Below are 18652 nucleotides of genomic sequence, written 5' to 3' on the forward strand. Positions count from 1 at the left end.
CGCATAGCGTCGCACAACTAATTGATATTGTTGAGTTTTACGCCGAATAGGGCCATATTACCCGCAGGAAAAATTCTGCGGAAAGGCCCGCCTCTTGAGTGTCGAAAGCAGCACTATTGCTGATGGGAAGCCAACAACTCGCAGCCGAGTAACCAACGGTTCCGTTGTGCTGCCCGGAGTGGACGGGCGCTCGACTTGGGTTCGCCGCCTTCGCGATCTGGTAGCGCTTCACATTATCGACCTTGGCGGGGACGAAGCTATCTCCGAAGCCGAGCGCTCGCTTGTTCGCCGCGCCGCTACAATGACGGTAGAGCTTGAACGCATGGAGGCCGTATTCGCGGTCAAGGGCGAGGCTGATCCGAAAGACCTTGAGCTATACCAGCGCACGGCCGGCAACCTGCGCCGCATCCTCGAAAGCCTCGGGCTTCAGCGCAGACAGCGAGACATCACCCCGACGCTGGACGCCTACCTTGCCGCCCATGCCAAGGCACAGGAGCGCGTCTGATGACGATGCCCGCGATCAGCTATTCCCAAGCCTGCCGTGACCCGAACCTGTTCGGGGAATGGTTTGCCGGCGATAGCTGGGCGACGTGGCGTGTGATCGACAAGGCCATGTTCGGGGAACCGCTGGACGATGCCGAGCTTGCCATCTTCACCGAACTGACCGGCCGGGATGCTGCCCCGACGCAGCAGGCCCGCGAGGTCTGGATCATCGCCGGCCGCCGCTCCGGCAAGGACATCAAGACTGCATCCGTCGCCGCCTACCTCGCCACCATCGCCGCCGGCCCCTTGGGCTTCCTGCGCCGCCTGAAGCCCGGCGAACGCGGTGTCGTGCAGGTGCTGGCGGTGGACCGCGATCAGGCCAAGGTCTGCATGGGCTACCTGCTGGCGTTCTTTGAACTGCCCTTGCTCAAGCAGATGGTGAAATCCAGTTCCGCCGATAGCGTAGAGTTGACGAACGGTCTGGCGGTCGAGATCACGACGAACGATCAGCGCCGGGTGCGCGGCCGCACTGTCGTGGCCGTGATCTTCGATGAGGTGGCGCACTGGCGGGGCGATGATGCCGCCAACCCCGATGAGGCGGTCTATCAGGCCGTCAAGCCGGCCATGGCGACGATGCTGCCTGGAGCCATGCTGATCGGCATCAGTTCGCCCCATGCCCGTTCGGGGCTGCTGTATCGCAAGTACCGGGACAGCTACGGCAAGGACGGCAACACCCTCGTCATCAAGGCCCCGACATGGGTCATGAACCCGACCGTGCCGCGTGACAGCGAGATCATCGGGGAAGCTTTCGACGCCGATCCGGCTTGGGCATCGGCAGAGTATGGCGCGGAGTTCCGTACCGATATCGAGGCATTCCTGAGCCGCGAGGTTATCGAGGCGTGCGTTGATCAGGGCGTGCGGGAGCGCCTGCCGGATCGCAACAAGCGCTACATCGGGTTCGTGGACCCCTCGGGCGGATCGAGCGACAGCATGACGCTTGCGGTCGCCCATATCGAAGGCAAGACGGTGGTGCTGGACTGCATCAGGGAGATCACGCCGCCGTTCTCGCCGCAGGCGGCGGTGATCGAGTTCGTTGCGACGTTGCGCGATTATCAGTTGTCCATGGTGTTCGGTGACAACTACGGCGCGCAGTGGGTGCAGGAGGCGTTCCGCAAGATCGGTTGCGCCTATGAGCTGGCGGGCAGGGCGAAGTCCGCCCTTTACCTCGATTTCCTGCCCATCGCCAACTCGGGGGCCGTGGCGCTGCTGGATCACAAGAAGATGGTGAACCAGTTCACCGCGCTTGAGCGGCGCTCGCAACGCGGCTCCCGTGACTCCGTTGATCACCCACGCGGCGGGCATGACGACATTGCAAACGCGGTCGCCGGTGCGGTCGCTATCGCGGCCCGAAATACTACTTCCTTCGCGGAGTTCATGTCCAGGAAGCAGCAGGAAATCCCGCCCGGATGCTGGCTGATGCCCCCCTTGCCGGATGCGCGCGAGCGCAGGGGCCGGATAGAGATCGGATAGGAGAAATCATCGGATGGTTGACGCAGCAATCACGCAGCCGGCCGGAGCCGCGCTTAGGAGCGATGATGGTGGGCCCCTGGACCAGCTTGGAACGCCGGCCCATACCGCCGCGAATGGTTCCGAGACCAAAACGCTCGGCACGGATACGAAGTCGCTCAGCAACGCTATCGACAAAGCCATCAAAACCCATGCGCCCGAACGCACTACTCGCGAAAAGGCGCGCGAGAAGCAGGAGTTGGATGGGCTTGAGGATCGATATGCCAAGAACAGAAAGCTCGGCAAACTATCCGGTCCTGAAGACCGAATGCGGGCGCTGAAACAGGCAACGGCTCAGATCAAAGATAAGGAGGCGGGCAGGCTTTCTACCGATGAGCATTTCTCGGAAGCCCCGCGCCGGTTTTCTGATGACGCGAAGGCTGAATGGGCTACCACCCCCGCCGCCGTTCGGGCTGAAGTAACTCGCGCCACCCGCGAGCTTGAGGCCGGTATCGAGAAATACCGTTCCGGCGCTCAGGCATGGGAGGGAGTTCGCCAGTTCGATGCCGTAGCCCGTCAGAATGGCGGCAGCTTGCAGCAGTCGCTTTCGCAGGTTGTCGAACTGGAACGGGCGTTTCACCAGAACCCCGTCGATGGTCTTGACCGAATTTGCCGACACTTCGGTATCGATATGCACAGTCTTGCAACGCAGATCGCGCGCATGGGGCCGGGGCAGTTGCAGCAGATGCGTTCCCAGCAGCATGTCGCCGGCCTCGCAAACCGCATGGCGCAGAGTGAGGCGTACATTGCGCAGGCGGTAGATGGCATGCGGAGAATGACCGTGGAACAGCAGGTCCAGGCGTTCGCAGAAAAGCATCCGCGCTTCGAGGAACTGCACGAGGACATCCTACGTGAGTTGTCGGCCGGCTACGATCTGCAAACAGCCTATGACCGCGCAGAGCGTTTGAGCGGCAAGACGCAAGCGGTGGAAACCCCAAAATCTCCCGCTGTCTCAGCAGGAAAGAAATCCATCGGCGGCGCTCCATCCGCCGACAATCTCAAGCCGGCCAAGGGGCGATCCATGTCTGCAAGCGAAGCTATCCGCATTGCGATTGAGAGGTCGCGGTAGCCATGGATACGCAGGACACAACCATCCTTGATCTGCCGCCCGAGCATGCCGGCATCTTCGCGGCGCTTGCCTACCCCGGCGTCAATTACCGCACCGTCACCGACGCCCGCGTGCCGGTGTTCGTCGGAACGGCAGTGGGCAGCATCATCTACCCGCCCTTTACCGCCATGGGGCTGGACCGGCGCGGCAAGATCGTCGCGGGCGCGGTTTTCAACTGCTTTACCGGTGCGGACGTGCACGCGACCATCGCCGGCCATGTCTGGACACGCGGCTTCCTCGCGGACGTTGGTGAGTACCTGTTCAACCAGTTGAAGGTAGAGCGGGTGACGGCGATCACGCATCAGGAAAAGGTTGTCAGGATCGCGCAGCGCCTCGGCGGGAAGGTCGAGGGCCGGCTGCGCAACCACTTCGGTCGCGGTCGCGACGGCCTCGTTATCGGTATTCTCAGAGACGATTGGAAATTCTGATGGTTTCTTCGCCAAAAGCTCCCGATCCGTACAAGACAGCTCAGGCTCAGTCCGGCATGAACCGGGATACAGCCATCACGCAGCAGATGGTGAATATGGTCAATCAGGTCACGCCTGATGGATCGTTGACCTATGAGCAAACAGGGACAGGCGGATTTACCGACTCATCAGGAAAATGGGTTGAGGTTCCGCAATATACCTCGACACAGACGCTTTCGCCCCAGCAGCAGGCAATCAAGGATCAGCAAGACGCCGCGTCTCTCGGGCTGTCGAAGTTCGCCAATAGTCAGATTGACCGGCTGGACGGCCTGCTTGGGACGCCGTTCAACCTTTCCGGCATGCCGGGGGTTGACTCGTGGCAGCAGGTTGGGCTGCCGGGCTTCCAGCAGTTCGCTGACGCTCCCCAGCTTGCTACGTCTTTCGGTGATGCCGGTGCGATCAACCAGAACTTCGCCACGGGCTTCGGGGATGCTGGCTCGATCAATCGCAATTTCCGCACCGGCATAGACGACGCTGGCGATATCACCACGTCCTACAACGGCGATTTCTCGGAAGACCGGCAGCGGGTCGAAGATGCGCTTATGGCGCGGATGCAGCCCCAACTGGACCGCCAGCGGCGAGGCATTGAGACCACGCTTGCCAATCAGGGCATCCGTCTCGGCTCCGACGCCTATAGCTCTGGGCAGGCTGATTTCGGGCGTCAGGTCAACGATGCCGTTCTCGGCAACATCCTCGCGGCCGGTCAGGAGCAATCGCGCCTTGTCGGCATGGAGCGCGACCGGGCGGTATTCGAGAACGCCGCACAGGCGCAGCAATACGGCCAGAACGCCAACGATGCCGCCTTCTACAATCAGGCGCTCATGGCAGGCAACGCAGCCCAGCAGCAGAATTACGATCAGTTGCTTGGCCGGGCGCAGTTCGGGCATCAGGGGCAGATGCTCGGCAATCAGGCGCAGCAGCAGAATTACGATCAGTTGCTTGGCCGGGCGACATTCGGCAATGCCGCCACCCAGCAGAATTTCGCTAACCAGTTTCAGGTGACGGGCGCGAACAACCAGCTTGCGCAACAGCAGTTCGGCAACCAGATGACCGAACAGCAGGCGCGGCTATCGGCGCAGCAGCAGGCGCAGAACGCATATTTGCAGCAGCAGTTCGCACTGCGAAACCAGCCGATTAACGAGATTACGGCTCTATTGTCTGGCTCTCAGGTCAGCCAGCCGAATTTCACCAATACACCTCAGACAGGCGTTGCCGGCGTCGATTATACAGGCCTGGTAAACCAGCAGTACCAAGCGGAAGTAGCCAATCATCAGGCGAAGATGGGGGGCATCTTCGGGCTGCTGTCAGCCCCGTTCGGAATGTTCAACTTCACGTCCGACCGCCGGCTCAAGGAAGACATCGAGCCGGTCGGCAAGCTCGACAACGGTCTCACGGTCTATCGCTACCGGATGAAGGGCGATCCCCGCTTCCAGATCGGTCTCATGGCCGACGAGGTTGAGCAGATCGCGCCGGAGGCAGTCGGGGAACGTCCTGACGGCTTCAAGACGGTCAATTACCTCATGGCAACGGAGGCGGCATAATGGCCTTGCAGTCTTCCAGATCGCCTATGTCCCCGTTTATCTGGGGAGCCGGCGGCGCGGCGCTCACGCCCGAACAGATCGCGCAGCGGCGACAGATCGAAGATGCCTTACTCGCGCAGGGCGTCGATACCTCGCCTGTCGGACACTGGACACAGGGTATGGCGCGCGTTGCCAACGCGCTCGCCGGGTCGGTCAGGCGTGGGCGGCTTGATAAAGCCGAAACGGCGAACAACGAAACGAACGCCGGCCTTATGCGGGGTCTTCAGGGGCTTATGGGCGGCGGCGTGCGGTCAGCACCGGCACAAGCGACCGGGGCGACCGGGGCGACCACGCAGGGCGGCGGCGCTCTCCCCACTTCCTTCCTCTCGGCAGTGGACAGGACTGAGGGCGCAGGAGCTTACGATACGCTTTTTGGGCATGCCCAGCGTGACGGCGGCCAATTCGCTGGTACGCGCATCTCTGAAATGCCCATTAGCGATGTGCTGGCATTTGCCGATCCGAATGGCCGGTATAGTCAGCACGTCAAGGGCAAGGTCGGACATGTGGCAACCCCGATGGGCCGATATCAGATCGTTGGCTCGACGCTGCGCAATGCCGTAAGCGAGATGGGGATCGATCCTTCCACTCCGTTCAATGCACAGACCCAGGATCAAATCGCCGGCCATCTTGCCCGCCGACGCATTGCTGGTGCTTCCACGATGGATGGCAAGATTTCCGCGCTGCGTTCCGAGTGGGCGGGCTTCAAGAACGTCCCTGATGCACAGATGCGCCAGATTGTAGCCGACCTAGAGACAGCACCGGCACAGGGGCCGCAACAGACGTTGGAAGGCCTTGCTGTAGGCGAAAGCATGCCGATGTCTGCCGCCAGTCCCATGCAGGTCGCGGACGCCAGCGGCGGAATGCCACCGGCCATCATGGAGGCCATGACGAACCCCGCCGCCTCGCCACAGGTGAAGGCCGTCGCGGAAATGCTGTATCGCCAGCAGATGCAGCAGAACGATCCGAAGCGCCAGCTTGAAATCCAGAAGCTTCAGCGCGAAGTGGGCGAGCGCAGCACGACGACGATGGACGGCCGCCTGATCGATTCTCAGACGGGACAGGTCATTCAGGATTACGGTCAGCGCCCGACTTCGGGAATGCAGGAATACGACCGTTATGCCCAGCACGAGCGTTCCGCCGGCCGGGAGCCGCTTGGCCCGCTGGAATACGAACAGGCGCTGCGCAGTTCCGGCGCAACCAGCATCAGCGTCGGCGGTGCGGAAAAGGGCTTCGACAAGACCATAGGCGAGGGCTACGGCAAGGTCTTCCTGGACATACGGAACGAGGCGCAGGCGGCACAGCGCGCGCTCGGGGCGCTGGATATCATGGAGCAGCAGCTTTCCGATCCCGGCTTCTATTCGGGCGCAGGCGGGGAGACGGTCCAGTCCTTGAAGCGGATCGGGGCATCGCTCGGCATGGACCCGGACGGCATCACGTCCATCGAGACCTTCAACGCCATGTCGAAACAGGCCGCGCTCGACGTGATGGGCGGCTCGCTCGGCACGGGCTTCTCGAATGCCGACCGCGATTTCGTGGTGGAGCAGGTTCCGAACCTCGGCAACACGCCACAGGGAAACAAGCGCCTGATCGACGTGCAGCGCAGGTTGAACCGGCGCAAGCTCGATATCGCCACGCAGGCACGTGAGTACGCCGCCGGCAATGAGGGCAGGATCGACGTCGGCTTCGATGATCATCTTTCCCGCTGGGCAGAGCGGAACCCGCTGTTCCCGCGCCGGATCGCCAAGGAAGAAGATTACATGAACCTGCCGACAGGCGCGGAATACATCGCGCCCGATGGCAGTATTCGGAGAAAGCCCTGATGGCGAACTGGTGGGAGAACGATCCGGTTGTGGACGACGCCGCGCCGGCATCCGGTGGGCGCAAATGGTGGGAGGCTGATCCTGTCGTGCAGGAGGCCGCGCCCCAGCAGGCCGAACGCCCGGAGGCCGGTGGCTACGGGTCTCAGATATTCTCGGGGATGCTGGAAGGCGCTACGGGCCTTCTGGGCGCGCCCGTGGACATGATGAACAACTTCGTCGTCTCGCCCGCCATGCAGGGCGTCAATGCGGTGTTCGGAACCGATTTCCAGCCTTCTCAGGAACCTCTTGGCGGCTCGGCCGGTCTTCGCCGCGGTCTTGCCATAGCGCCTGAGTCCGATCAGACGGGCCATCAGTTCGCCCGGCGCGTGGGGCAGTCCGTAGGCGGCGCGGTTCTCCCGGCTGCGGCCGGGGCAGGATCGTTGGGCCAGTTCGCGGCCGGTATCGGAACAGCGGCGGCCGGCGGCCTCGGCGGGGCGGCTGCGCAGCAGATGTTTCCTGACAATATCGGTGCCGAGATTGCCGGCGAGATGCTTGGCGGTCTCGGGGCGGGCGCGGCTATCAGCGGCTTTGCCAACCGTTCCGCGCGCTTGTCGGCGGAGCGGGCCGTGCCCACGGTGGAAGACCTGCGCACACAGGCATCGCAGTTGTACGACGCCGCAGAGGCGAGGGGCGTGGTAGCCTCTCCCGACGATACCACGGCGCTTGCTACGCGCATCCGGCAGATCGCCCGCACCAACGAGCTTATCACGCCCACGGGCCGCGTCTCGGGTGCCTATCCCCGCGCCTCGGAAGCGATGAACCTGCTGGACGACTATGCCGGCTATTCCATGAACCCGACGCAGATGCAGGTGATCCGCGACACGCTGGCGGATGCGAGGAACGCGACGGAGGGCAAGGAACGGCGCATCGCGAGCATGATGCTCGACGCCTTCGATGAGTTTACGACGCCCCTTGCGCCGGAATTGCAGCAGGCCCGCGCCATTTCCCAGCGGGCCATCAAGGGCCGGCAACTTGAAACTCTACGCGAGGTTGCGGATACGCGAAAAGGCGACCATGCGCTGAGTGCCGCGTATGCGGACCTACATCGCCGCATAATCAGGGGCGAAGATGGCGGATGGTCTCCCGAGCAGCAGGCGGCCATCAAGCGCGCCGCCACGGGAACGACGGCATCGCGCCTTGCGGAGAGATTCGGGAAGTTCGCCCCAAGGGGTGTTGTCAGCACGGGCCTCAGCGCGGGCGTGCCCTACATGATCGGCAACTCCTTCGGCGGCCCCGGCCTTGGTGCCACACTCAGCGCCGCCACCATGGGAACGGGCCTCGCGGCGCGTGAGGCCGCCAATCATATCAGCAAGCGCAGCGCCTCGATTGCCGAGCTACTGGCGCGCAACGGTTCTCAGATCGTTCCCCAGACTTCGGAGGCGATCCGGCAACGTGTCGTTGAGGCGCTTCTTGCCGCGCAGGCCGCGCAGATGAACGAGCGGTCAGCACCGCTTGAGCTTACCGTCACCCCCGGACGAAGACGCCAGTAGCGAAGGGTCGAGCATGACAGAGATTACCGCATCGGACGTAGGGCGGGAAATCGCGGCCATGATCCGGTCACGGGGACCGAATACGGCAATCGGTGATGAGGTTGTATGGGATGCCTTCTGCCGCCTGCTGGAGAGCGAGGCGAACGACGCGGTAGACGCGCTGGCGCTTGTCACGACGGCGCATGCGCTTCTCAACGCGTTCCATCTCAACGGCGGTCCGTACTCGACAGAAATCCAGTATGCGACCCTTTCCCTGCTCAAAAGGGCAATGGGCGCGCTGGAAATCGTGACCGGTGAAAACGCCCGCGAGTTCTCGACGGAGGCGAGCCGCCATTGATCGCCTATATCGTCTCAGCCGCGTCCGTCGCCTTCATCCTCGCCGTCCTGGCTGGATTGGTCTAGGAGCGCTACCAGTTGCGGTAGATGTCCGCCGCCAGCAGAATAACGATCAGCCAAACGCCCACTTCGATATTGTTGAGGCGGCGGCGAATGCCGACGAGATGGAAGTTCGTGACCTGCTGATCGCTAAGCTTCTCGTTGTGATCGGCGGCACTCTGGTAGGCCCTATCGACACTGCGGTCATGGCGATCAGACCAATCTCCGAAGATCATCTTCCCTTCTTTCCTACTGAGAAAAGCGCCGTTTCGGCAGGCAGAGTATAATGCCGATTTCCCGTTTCGCGATCCATATGCGCGTATCCACCCGGTGATTTCTCTACGACGCCTCTATTTTTGCCACCGCGAGTAATGAGTTGTGAGTCACAATTCGGGCAAAGGAGCCGGAGTTTCTCCGGTCGATTGTCACTGTTGACCCCATCGATGTGGTCTAGAATTAAGGGAAGCGGCTGACCATTCCAAAGTAGCGGCTCGGAATGGAAAACGCATTCCTCGTTGTCGCATCGCTCCGGCATAGAGTTAGCACTGCGCCATTTCAGGTATGCCCTCCGCAGAGTGGACGCGTTCATTTTGTCTGCGGTGTATCGTAGCCGACTGTCCATAAACATACCCCATACTTCGGTAACGTGACGCAAAGGATAGCCATAGGCAAGCCTTCGCCCCGGAGGGCAGGGTTATTGAACTGTTTAGCAAATCAGGGCAATGTGTCCGTGGGCTTAGCAACCCGGACCGCGATAGGCAGGACATGATTGGCGTCATGTGCGCTGCTGACGCGCTGAGAGACCTTGGCGGGTCTCAATGCGCATAGGTGACGCCTTGGCGGGCGTTCCAACTCGGCTTTTATGGCCGGGGGCGAACGCTATGTCCAGAGGGAAACCTTAAAACCGTTCGGCCTGTCTCGCGGCAGGTTGCTAACCCCCGGCTCCGGGCCGACCCCGGATCAGGCTCGCCGTCCCGTAGCAAGGATCGCCGGCCGCCGGCCGTAGCAAGCCGGTTCCAACCGCGAGAACTACAATGGAACACATGACAGAACTGCCACGCCTCGCAGAGGCGAATGGAGTGTTCTTCCTGACGCTCAGCAACGACCGGGCAACCGTCGCCTATACCATCCAGCGCCTTATCGACATGCTCGACGCGATGGAGCCGGACCCCGATCTTGAGGACTCGGCAGACAGTTGGTTTGACGAGGACTTCGAGGAAACGGGAGACGACGAGCCGGCGCTTGCCGCCGCCGAACGGCATCCCGGCGTCGGATGGGGCTTCGGACACGAGACAGGGGCCGCGCGCCGCGAACACTCTCAGGAAGATTGGGCTTGCGGTGACAGTAGCGGCGAGGACCGCGAGGACGACGACGAGCGTGAACTTGTCTCCGAGGATGAGGGTGCAGTTTCGGGCGACGAGGAATATTCGCTCGGCTGGCAGGATGAGGGCAGTCAAGAGACCCTGAATATGTGGGGTGAGTACGAGGCCGGCCTTGGGACGACCGAAGACCTAGATCAAGTTCGGCGGATCGAGGTTTCAGAAGGCTGGAAGTGCAGCGACGGCGAGCCTGACCTTGGCTTTGTCGGTCACGGAACCGGCTGGCGCGCGGGCGAGGAAACCGACGACCGCGAGGACGAGAACGAGCACGGCCGAAGTGACAGCGTTGACGGCGGCGCAACGGAACATGGCATCTGCGACAGTGATGCCATGCACACCTATGAAGAGGGCTTCTTTGCCGAATGGCCGGGCGACGGATCAGGCCATCGCATAGCCGATCATCTTCTCGCCGCGCATACGATCAGCGCCGCCAAGACAGTCATTCGGCAGGAGGGATACGAGCCTGTCGTCCTTATCCCCGAACTTCGGACGGTGCACTGACATGACCGCGCAAGAGAAGGCGCGGCAGGACCGCGCGAGAAACGACCGGATCGAGACGCTTTACAACTCCGGCACACCGTATCGGGAGATAGCGGCGCAGGTCGGCATGTCGCTCCATGGCGTCTACCGCATCTGCCACGAAAAGCTTGAGCTGCCCCGCCGGACGGTGCGGACATGACCGACTTCGACGTGCTTTTCCTCGTCACCATCAGCGCGGGGCTTCTCGCGCAGCGCCTCATGGCAGGCTGACAAACCGGCCCGGCTGCTCCGGCGGCCGGGCTTTCCCCTATGAGAAGGAGGCCAGAGTTATGGCAAGTGTCCGTAAACTGAAACCGAACGACCCCAACAGCCCATGGGTTGTTGAATACACCGATGCAGACGGCAAACGCCGCCGCGCTACACCTAAGAGCGGACTGAAAAAGGATGCCGACAAACTTCGGAGGGAAATCGAGGCCGAACTTGATAGCGGCGTGCACGTCGCCCGGATGGAGGGCGCGAGCATCCGCGAGGTAGCCGAACAGTTCATGCAACAATGCGAGTTTCGCCACCATATAGGCGATCTGGCGGGCAATACGCTTCGATCCTATCGCGGCGGTGTTCGCAGGGTTGTAGCCGACCTTGGAGACCGTCAGGCGCACTCAATCACGACTGATGCCGCGCAGGAGTGGATCGACAGCCTGCGTTCCACCATGAAACCGAGAACCATCCGGTGGGTGTACATCAGTCTCAACATGTTGCTTTCGTTCGCGGTCAAAAAGAAGTGGCTCAAGCGGAACATTCTGAGAGACGATCCGGCCCGGCTGCCGAAGCTCGAAAAGCGGAAGGAGATACCATCGCGCGAGAACCTGACGCTGCTTCTGAAGCAGGCGTTTGACGAGAGTCTCGATAATCAGGCGATCAGCACGCGCATCAACCAGCAGATCATCTTGACGCTTGGCGCGTTCGGCGGGCTGCGGCCGGGTGAGATACTTGGCCTGAGATGGGAAGACGTGGACCTTGATTGCGGTAGCATCTCCATCCGCCACACACTCAGCCGTTTCGACGGATTGAAGTGTCCCAAGACCGAAGCGGGTGAGCGCGAAATTCCGATAACTCACCCGATCCGCGCGGCCCTCATGAACGCGGCTCGCCACCGCGCCATTGTCAACCAAGCGCGAGCACCGGGCCATAAATCCTACGTCGAGGCCACCGTCATGTCGCGGATTGCCCGCTGGTGGAAGAACCCCGATTTCCGATGGTCGATGGATGAAGTTAACGGATGGGTTTGGGCTAACGACAAGGGGCAGGAGCGCCACCGCGAACACTATATGCGCACAGCATTCGACAACATGATGAAAAAGGCGAAGCTGGTGGATGGCGAGACAGGCAGACGCATGTTCACGCCGCACGCGCTGCGCCACGCGGCGGTAAGCCTCCTGATCGACGCGGGCTTGCCGGTGATGAACGTATCCAAGATGATCGGGCATACGCGGGTGAGCACAACGCTTGATATCTACGCCCATCTTTTCCCGGATGACGACCGGATTTCGACCGCTGCGCACGCCGTCGCAGCTACGTTCGACGCGACAAAAACGCGACTTATCGACGTAACCAGTTGAAATAAAAGGGCTGCCGCATGATCGGACATTATGAGAGGTCAGACGGACACGGGTCCGAAAAAGACGGCGACGGAACAGAACCTCAAGGCGCAGTACGGCTCGGTCAGGATCAGGGACAAGCAGGCCGAACTGGTGCGGATCGCGCGTGACGTTGTGCGGATCGCCTCCGAAATCATGGCAGAGAATTTCGCGCAGAAGACCCTGCTTGAAATGAGCCAGATGGAGATACCGACAGACGCGGAGATTGCGGCGCAGTCGGACGCGATTACCCAGCAGGCGCAGCAGCAGTTTCAGCAACAGGTCCAGCAGGCGCTGCAAAACCCCGAGATGGCGCAGAAAGCCCAGCAGAACCCGCAACAGGCCCAGCAGATGGCCGCGCAGCTACAGCAGCAGATCGTCGGCCAGGCGCAGGCGCAGATTGAGAAGATCAGGAAGCAACCGACCATCGAGGCGGTGATGAAGCTCCTGCGCGATCAGCGGATCAGGCCGTTCGCTCTCGATATCGAGACGGACAGCACGATCCAGCCGGACGAGGACGCGGAGAAGCAGCGGCGCGGGGAGTTCCTGACGGCGCTGGGCGGAACGATGCAGCAGCTTGCCGGCTTGGTGCAGATGGAGCCGAGCGCGGCTGGTTTCGCAGCGGAGGTGCTGAAATTCGCGGTCGCACCTTATCGTGCCGGGCGCGATCTGGACGCCGCGATTGAGGAATTTGCGGACCAGATGAAGCAGCGCGCCGCCAATCCGCCGCCGAACCCGGAAGCGGAGCGGGCCAAGGCCGAAGCGGAAGCCGAAGGCCAGCGCATGCAGGCCGAAATGCAGATGAAGATGCAGGAGCTTCAGGCCAAGCTCCAAATCGAGCGCGAGAAGATGCAGGCGGACATGCAGGCCCAGCAGATCGAGGCGCAGGCGAAGCAGCAGGAAAACGCCGCCAAGCTTGAGCAGATCAGCGCACAGATGCGCCGGGATGAGCAGAAGGGCGCGCTTGAGGTCCAGAAGCTTCAGATGGAGCTTGAGGCGAAGTCTGCCGAATTGCAGATCAAGCGGGAAAGCGCACAGATCGACGCGGCGGCCAAGGCGCAACAGGCGCAGAACGCCGCGCGTGATGCTGCTTTCCGGGCGTAGGACAACCAGCGCGCCGACAGGTCACAGGACTTCACCGAGCGCAGCAGTGACAGGCAGATGAGCCTTGCCGAGCGGCAAGCAGCCAAGGAGCCGACACAATGAAATTCCGTAAAAAGCCCGTTGTGGTAGAGGCAGTCCAGTACCCGTGCGAGCACCCGGCACTTATCAAGTACACTTGCTCAGAAGTGACAGACGGGGGAGCGTGTTGCTCTCTATGCGGGCATGATTACATCGACACCCTTGAAGGATCGATGATCGTCCGCCCCGGAGATTGGATTATCACCGGCGTGAAAGGCGAGCACTACCCCTGCAAACCAGACATTTTCGCAGCAACATACGAGCCGGCAGAATGAGCGTCCCCGTCGTCATCGCAGCAAGCGGCCTCGGCGTTCCCGTCCGCCCCGTCGAGGAAAATGCACCTGTCCTCACCATCGCAAGCAATGGCTTGGGCGCGCCCATCACGATTTCAGACAACGGCACGCCCTTCATCGTCGAAGGCCACGAGCCGCCGGAACCTGACCCGGAAGACTGATTTTCAACAAGGACGAAAACTATGGCACTTTCTCTCGCAGAACAGTTGCAGCGCGTCGGCATGCCCGGCGAACAGGCAAAGCTGCTGGCGGATGCTATCGCCAATGCTGGCGGTGGTCCGGTCGCGTGGGGCAACATCACAGGCGCTCAGGCCGGCGTCGAGGTTGCCGTGGCGGCCAAGGCGCAAATCGCAGCCCTCACGTCCGGTTCGGACGCTGCCGACGTTGTGGCGGCGCTTCAGGCCTGATGACCTACCGCTGGTACACGCTGCCTGACGGACGGGAGGTCTACCGCAAGGAGCCGAAGCCCGTTCGCGGGCGCTCCGACCTGCCGATCCCGATGTTCATCCGTGACGACATGGAGCCGACCGAGCACGTTGACGGCCGGTTCTATACCTCGAAGTCAGAATACCGCCGAATTACGAAAGAGCGCGGCTATATCGAAGTCGGGGATGATCCTGCCCGACTTCGCAGCAAGACCTACAGCAAGCCCAAGCCGAACACGAAAGCCAATCGTGAGGCGCTGAAGCAGGCTGAATACATGGTCCGCAACGGGATCAAGCCCTAGCACCTTCTCAGACAAGGACAAATCATGACCGACGCCGTTCTTGACGGTGGCGCTCCTGCGCCTGCCGATACCTCTGTTGCGCTTCGCGACGATGTGATCAACGCGGACAACCCGATAGACGCCCGCCTCCCGGCCAAGGAGCCGGAGAAGCCTGTCGAGCAACCGAAAAAGGCTCCTTCCGCTTCGGAAGCGGTGAAGCAGGCTATCGAGAAGGTCAGGGCCGAAGATCAGCAGAAGGATGATGGCAAGAAGGTGCCCGAAAAGGTGCCCGAAAAGGTGCCCGAAAAGGTGCCCGAAATTCACCAGCGCGGCAATGATGGCAAGTTCGCGGCGAAACAGCCTGTTGAGCAGCCGCAGGAACCGCAGGCCAACACCGCTCACCGCGAAGCTCCCGCGCGGTTCTCGTCCGATGCAAAGGCGGCATGGGAGACAGCGCCCGAGCCGGTGAAGGCCGAAGTGCATCGGGCCATTCGCGAGCTTGAGAGCGGCCTGACGAAGTACAAGGCCGATGCCGAGGAATATGAGCAGCTTCGCGAATACCGCGAGCTTGCGAAGCAGTACGGAACCACGATCAAGGCCGGGCTGGATAACTATCTCGGCATCGAACAGATGCTGGCGAAGAACCCGATAGCCGGCCTTGAGAAGATCATGCAGAACCTCAACATACGCACGCAGGACGGGCGCATGCTGACCCTGCGTGATGTTGCCGCGCATGTTCTCAACCAGCCGCACGATCAGGTCGCATCGCAGCAGGCGTCCGTCATTCAGGAGCTTCGCGCGGAGATTTCAGGCCTCAAGCAGCAGCTTGGCGGCGTTTCGCAGTCCATCGAACAGCAGCAACAGGCCGCTGTCATCAATGAGATCACCGCGTTTTCCTCGAAGCCCGAGCATTCGCGCTTCGAGGAATTGCAGTCCGACATCGAGAGGTTCCTGAAATCGCCGGAACTGGTCCCGATGAACCTGTCCCCGCAGGAACGCCTTTCCGAGGCCTACAGGCTCGCTGACCGGCTCAACCCCGCAGCAGCCTCGCTATCGCCTCCCCAGCCGCTCAACCCGGCAACGCCCGCGCCGCTCAACCCGGCAGGCAAGAAGTCAATCGGCGGCGCACCTTCCACCGGCAACCAGAAGCCGGGCAAGGGCCGCGCCATGTCAGCAAGCGAAGCCATCCGTCTCGCAATGGAGCGGGTAGGCTGATCAAGAGGAATTTGAATTATGGCTGGTCCAGTCGTTACCGACCGTCACTACCGCCAGGTTCTTTCGACCGCGCTGGCACTTCGTCAGCCCGGCATCGAGGACATGGTTTCCGACTCCATCCCGCTCTACAACGTGCTGAAGCGCAAGGGCAATATTCGGACCTATTCCGGCCCGGAAATCCGCCAGACGCTTCGCATCGACAAGCAGCAGGCGCAGTGGTTCAAGGGATACGATATCCTTCGCAACCCGCCTATCGAGCTGTTCAACGACGCGGTATGGACGCCGAAGCAGATTGCCGTTCCGATATCGCTCACCGGCGAGGAAATGCGCGCCAACGAGGGCGACACGCGGGTTCATGACCTCCTTGAGGGGTACATGGACGGCGCGGAAATGTCCATGGTGGAGGCTCTTGACGAGGGCCTGCATTCGGACGGCACCGCCGATGGGGGCAAGCAGATCACGGGCCTCGCGGCCGCTCTGCCGACCAATCCCGCCACGGCTGGCGTCTATGGTGGCATTGACCGCAACACGCATGCGCTGTGGCGCACGTCCGCGTTCGATGCCCAGACCGCCTTCTCCGGCATCGGCACGCAGGTCAACTCGGTCACGATCCGGGCGATTTTCTCCCGTATCCTGTCGCAGCGCTCCCGCAACAACCGGGCCGCTGACCTGCTGGTCGCGTCGGAGGAACACTACTGGGCCTATGACGCGGCCACGGTGGCTATCCAGCGCATTGCGCGTCAGGACAGCCTCGCCTCCCTCGGCTTCTCGGCAATCGAGTATGTCGGCGGCGGCCGGTCGGCGGAAATCGTTCTGGCCTCGGGCCTGAACAACAACATGCCGTCGAACACGACGTACGGGCTTGAAACCCGCTCGTGGCAGCTCCGCTATCACCCCTCGGCCAACTTCACCCCGCTCTTTGAGGGCGACGGTCAGAAGCCGATCAATCAGGACGCCATCGCGCAGTTCCTGATCTGGGGTGGTGAGCTGATCTGCATCAACCCGCTGTTCTCGTGGCGGCTGTTCGACAGCAACCCGGCTGCATAATCGGGCGGCCTTCGGGCCGCTCTTTTCTCATTCTGACACAGGAGGCCAATATGGCTTACCGCACCACTCCGACGCTGGGGCCTGATGTCGATCAGTCCAGCACGCAGTTCTATTGGGACATGATCAGCACGTCCGCCGCGCCGTCCTACGCGCTCGGCACGCGCGTTACCGGCTCGGACGGATATGAGTACGTCTACGTCAAGGCCGGCAGTTCGGACATCAACGCCACCACGCAGGTGCAGATCGACGCCGGCACCCTCGTGGCGACGGCGGGATCGGGCGGTTTCTATACCGTCGCCGCCGTCCCGGCGAATGCGTACTTCCACGCCCGCAAGGGCAACGCGCTCTAAGGAATGAGGCGGCTTTCGGGCCGCCTTTTTCTTTGCACCTTCTCAGACAAGGAACCCCCCGATGCAGAACAATGACGCCCTGATCACGCCGTTCTTCAAGACGATCTCCGTCCTCGACGAGGTCAAGTCGAAGGAGGCGAACCGTCCGATCTACCGCGACGAAGAGTTTGTGGAAGTCAGGATCGCCGGTGATCGTAATTTTGCCCCGACATTCCCGGCGCATCAGATGTGGAAGCGCGAGGATGGCGAGGAAATCACCTATGCCCAGCGCTGGCAGAAGCAGTATGCAGCCTTCAAGGAGGATCGTGTTCAGGTGGCAGAGGGAACGCCGCTTGAGGAACTGACCTTCCTGACGCAGGCCAAGCGCCATGAGCTTCGTGCGCTGAAAATCTACACTGCGGAAGCGCTCGCGGCTCTTGAAGGCCGCAACCTCAAGGCGCTCGGCATGGAGGGTCAGAAGCTCAAGGCGCAAGCCCAGGCATTCCTCGATACGGCCCGTGGCACGGGCGACAATTCGCGCATGGCGGCAGAGATTGCCGAATTGAGGGCGAAGCTCGCCCGGTTCGAAGGCGCGGCGCTTCCGCCCGAAGATGCGCCTGTCGCGTCCGAGTTCTCCGACTGGTCCGACGAAGACCTGAAGTCGTGGATAGCTGAACAGACTGGTACCCGACCACGCGGGAATCCTTCGCATGACACTCTCGTGCGCATGGCTGAAGAAGTGCAGGCCGAGGCCGCGTAATGACGATCCTGTCGGTGGTGCAGTCGGCCACAACCGTGCTCGGCATGAATGTGCCGGACACGGTTTACGGCAACCAGTCCCGTGAAATGGTTGAGATGCGTGCGCATGTTGCGCGCGTGTCCGACCTGATCGTTGACGAGTTCGACTGGCAGCGCCTGACCCGGATCGGCTCGGTGATTGGCGATGGAGTGCAGACCGATTTCAATCTCCCGATTGATTTCCTGCGCTTCCAGAAGGATTCCCAGCTTGTCTCCCAAAGCCGGCCATATTGCGCGTTCACGCATATCCCTGACGCGAATGCGTGGCTGAAGGCTATCACCGATCAAATCTGGACGTTGACCCCGATCTGGACGCTCATGGGCGGGAAGATCGTGTTTCAGGAACCGCTGGCGGCGGGTGAGATCGTTCGGTTCACCTATGTCTGCAATGAGGTTGTCCAGCCTGCCGGCCCGGACCCGCTCCGCTCGGGTTTCGAGGCGGACGACGACAGCTATGTCCTCCCCGAGCGACTTCTTGAGCTTGGCCTGATCTGGAACTGGAAATCCGCCAAATCCCAGCCATACGCCAAGGAATTGAACGATTACGAACTTGCGCTCGCCCGTGCCGTTGGCATTGACCGGGGCGAGCGCATCATCAGCGTTGGCAAAGGCGTCAGGATCGACGTTCCGACTGCCTATCCGTGGGTTTTGGGGTAGG

21 protein-coding genes are annotated in these 18652 nt (G+C 61.7%); 20 read left to right on the top strand and 1 reads right to left on the bottom strand.

Annotated features, from left to right (window positions below):
• Nucleotides 1–94: 94 nt before the first annotated feature.
• The 8 genes from M9945_RS12705 to M9945_RS12740 are packed head-to-tail and all read left to right on the top strand — an operon-like array spanning nucleotide 95 to nucleotide 8890.
• A complete protein-coding gene (locus tag M9945_RS12705) occupies nucleotides 95–505 on the top strand; it encodes a hypothetical protein (RefSeq protein ID WP_367944899.1) in 411 nt (136 codons plus the stop codon).
• On the top strand, nucleotides 505–2013 hold the full coding sequence (locus M9945_RS12710; RefSeq protein WP_367944900.1) for a hypothetical protein: 1509 nt from the start codon (nucleotides 505–507) through the stop codon (nucleotides 2011–2013). The genes M9945_RS12705 and M9945_RS12710 overlap by 1 nt, the downstream gene beginning before the upstream one ends.
• A gap of 13 nt (nucleotides 2014–2026) precedes the next feature.
• The gene (locus M9945_RS12715; RefSeq protein WP_367944901.1) at nucleotides 2027–3118 is read left to right on the top strand and encodes a hypothetical protein; all 1092 of its coding nucleotides are present in this window, start codon (nucleotides 2027–2029) and stop codon (nucleotides 3116–3118) included.
• A gap of 2 nt (nucleotides 3119–3120) precedes the next feature.
• Nucleotides 3121–3585, top strand: a complete 465-nt coding sequence (locus M9945_RS12720; RefSeq protein ID WP_367944902.1) for a GNAT family N-acetyltransferase — start codon at nucleotides 3121–3123, stop codon at nucleotides 3583–3585.
• Nucleotides 3585–5165, top strand: a complete 1581-nt coding sequence (locus tag M9945_RS12725) for a tail fiber domain-containing protein (RefSeq protein ID WP_367944903.1) — start codon at nucleotides 3585–3587, stop codon at nucleotides 5163–5165. The genes M9945_RS12720 and M9945_RS12725 overlap by 1 nt, the downstream gene beginning before the upstream one ends.
• Nucleotides 5165–7024: a hypothetical protein gene (locus tag M9945_RS12730; RefSeq protein WP_367944904.1), complete on the top strand. Its 1860-nt coding sequence runs from the start codon at nucleotides 5165–5167 to the stop codon at nucleotides 7022–7024. The genes M9945_RS12725 and M9945_RS12730 overlap by 1 nt, the downstream gene beginning before the upstream one ends.
• Entirely contained in the window at nucleotides 7024–8553 is a 1530-nt protein-coding gene (locus M9945_RS12735) for a hypothetical protein (RefSeq protein ID WP_367944905.1), read from the top strand. The genes M9945_RS12730 and M9945_RS12735 overlap by 1 nt, the downstream gene beginning before the upstream one ends.
• A 13-nt stretch (nucleotides 8554–8566) precedes the next feature.
• Nucleotides 8567–8890, top strand: coding sequence for a hypothetical protein (locus tag M9945_RS12740; protein WP_367944906.1), 324 nt, complete (start codon nucleotides 8567–8569; stop codon nucleotides 8888–8890).
• 70 nt (nucleotides 8891–8960) lie between these two features.
• Here the strand turns inward: M9945_RS12740 and M9945_RS12745 are convergent, their stop codons facing one another.
• A complete protein-coding gene (locus tag M9945_RS12745) occupies nucleotides 8961–9164 on the bottom strand; it encodes a hypothetical protein (RefSeq protein ID WP_367944907.1) in 204 nt (67 codons plus the stop codon).
• A gap of 798 nt (nucleotides 9165–9962) precedes the next feature.
• Here M9945_RS12745 and M9945_RS12750 point away from each other — a divergent pair.
• The 12 genes from M9945_RS12750 (at nucleotide 9963) to M9945_RS12805 (ending at nucleotide 18651) form a co-directional block, all read left to right on the top strand.
• On the top strand, nucleotides 9963–10808 hold the full coding sequence (locus M9945_RS12750; protein ID WP_367944908.1) for a hypothetical protein: 846 nt from the start codon (nucleotides 9963–9965) through the stop codon (nucleotides 10806–10808).
• Nucleotide 10809: 1 nt separating this feature from the next.
• Nucleotides 10810–10986, top strand: coding sequence for a helix-turn-helix domain-containing protein (locus M9945_RS12755; RefSeq protein WP_367944909.1), 177 nt, complete (start codon nucleotides 10810–10812; stop codon nucleotides 10984–10986).
• A gap of 130 nt (nucleotides 10987–11116) precedes the next feature.
• Nucleotides 11117–12406, top strand: a complete 1290-nt coding sequence (locus tag M9945_RS12760; protein WP_367944910.1) for a tyrosine-type recombinase/integrase — start codon at nucleotides 11117–11119, stop codon at nucleotides 12404–12406.
• 30 nt (nucleotides 12407–12436) lie between these two features.
• Nucleotides 12437–13528, top strand: coding sequence for a hypothetical protein (locus tag M9945_RS12765; protein ID WP_367944911.1), 1092 nt, complete (start codon nucleotides 12437–12439; stop codon nucleotides 13526–13528).
• 349 nt (nucleotides 13529–13877) lie between these two features.
• Nucleotides 13878–14060 (top strand): hypothetical protein, encoded by a 183-nt coding sequence (locus M9945_RS12770; RefSeq protein WP_367944912.1) that lies wholly within the window; start codon nucleotides 13878–13880, stop codon nucleotides 14058–14060.
• A 21-nt stretch (nucleotides 14061–14081) separates the two neighbouring features.
• Nucleotides 14082–14306 carry a hypothetical protein gene (locus M9945_RS12775; protein WP_367944913.1) on the top strand — a complete coding sequence of 75 codons (225 nt, stop codon included), beginning with the start codon at nucleotides 14082–14084 and terminating at the stop codon, nucleotides 14304–14306.
• Entirely contained in the window at nucleotides 14306–14626 is a 321-nt protein-coding gene (locus tag M9945_RS12780; protein ID WP_367944914.1) for a hypothetical protein, read from the top strand. The genes M9945_RS12775 and M9945_RS12780 overlap by 1 nt, the downstream gene beginning before the upstream one ends.
• Nucleotides 14627–14650: 24 nt before the next feature.
• A complete protein-coding gene (locus tag M9945_RS12785; RefSeq protein ID WP_367944915.1) occupies nucleotides 14651–15820 on the top strand; it encodes a hypothetical protein in 1170 nt (389 codons plus the stop codon).
• A gap of 18 nt (nucleotides 15821–15838) precedes the next feature.
• On the top strand, nucleotides 15839–16867 hold the full coding sequence (locus M9945_RS12790; RefSeq protein ID WP_367944916.1) for a phage major capsid protein: 1029 nt from the start codon (nucleotides 15839–15841) through the stop codon (nucleotides 16865–16867).
• A 50-nt stretch (nucleotides 16868–16917) separates the two neighbouring features.
• The gene (locus M9945_RS12795; protein WP_367944917.1) at nucleotides 16918–17217 is read left to right on the top strand and encodes a hypothetical protein; all 300 of its coding nucleotides are present in this window, start codon (nucleotides 16918–16920) and stop codon (nucleotides 17215–17217) included.
• A 61-nt stretch (nucleotides 17218–17278) separates the two neighbouring features.
• Entirely contained in the window at nucleotides 17279–17956 is a 678-nt protein-coding gene (locus M9945_RS12800; RefSeq protein WP_367944918.1) for an Ish1 domain-containing protein, read from the top strand.
• Nucleotides 17956–18651, top strand: coding sequence for a hypothetical protein (locus M9945_RS12805; RefSeq protein WP_367944919.1), 696 nt, complete (start codon nucleotides 17956–17958; stop codon nucleotides 18649–18651). The genes M9945_RS12800 and M9945_RS12805 overlap by 1 nt, the downstream gene beginning before the upstream one ends.
• Nucleotide 18652 lies beyond the last annotated feature (1 nt).

The sequence above is a fragment of the Aquamicrobium sp. genome, from assembly GCF_023954335.1.
Taxonomy (GTDB): domain Bacteria; phylum Pseudomonadota; class Alphaproteobacteria; order Rhizobiales; family Rhizobiaceae; genus Aerobium.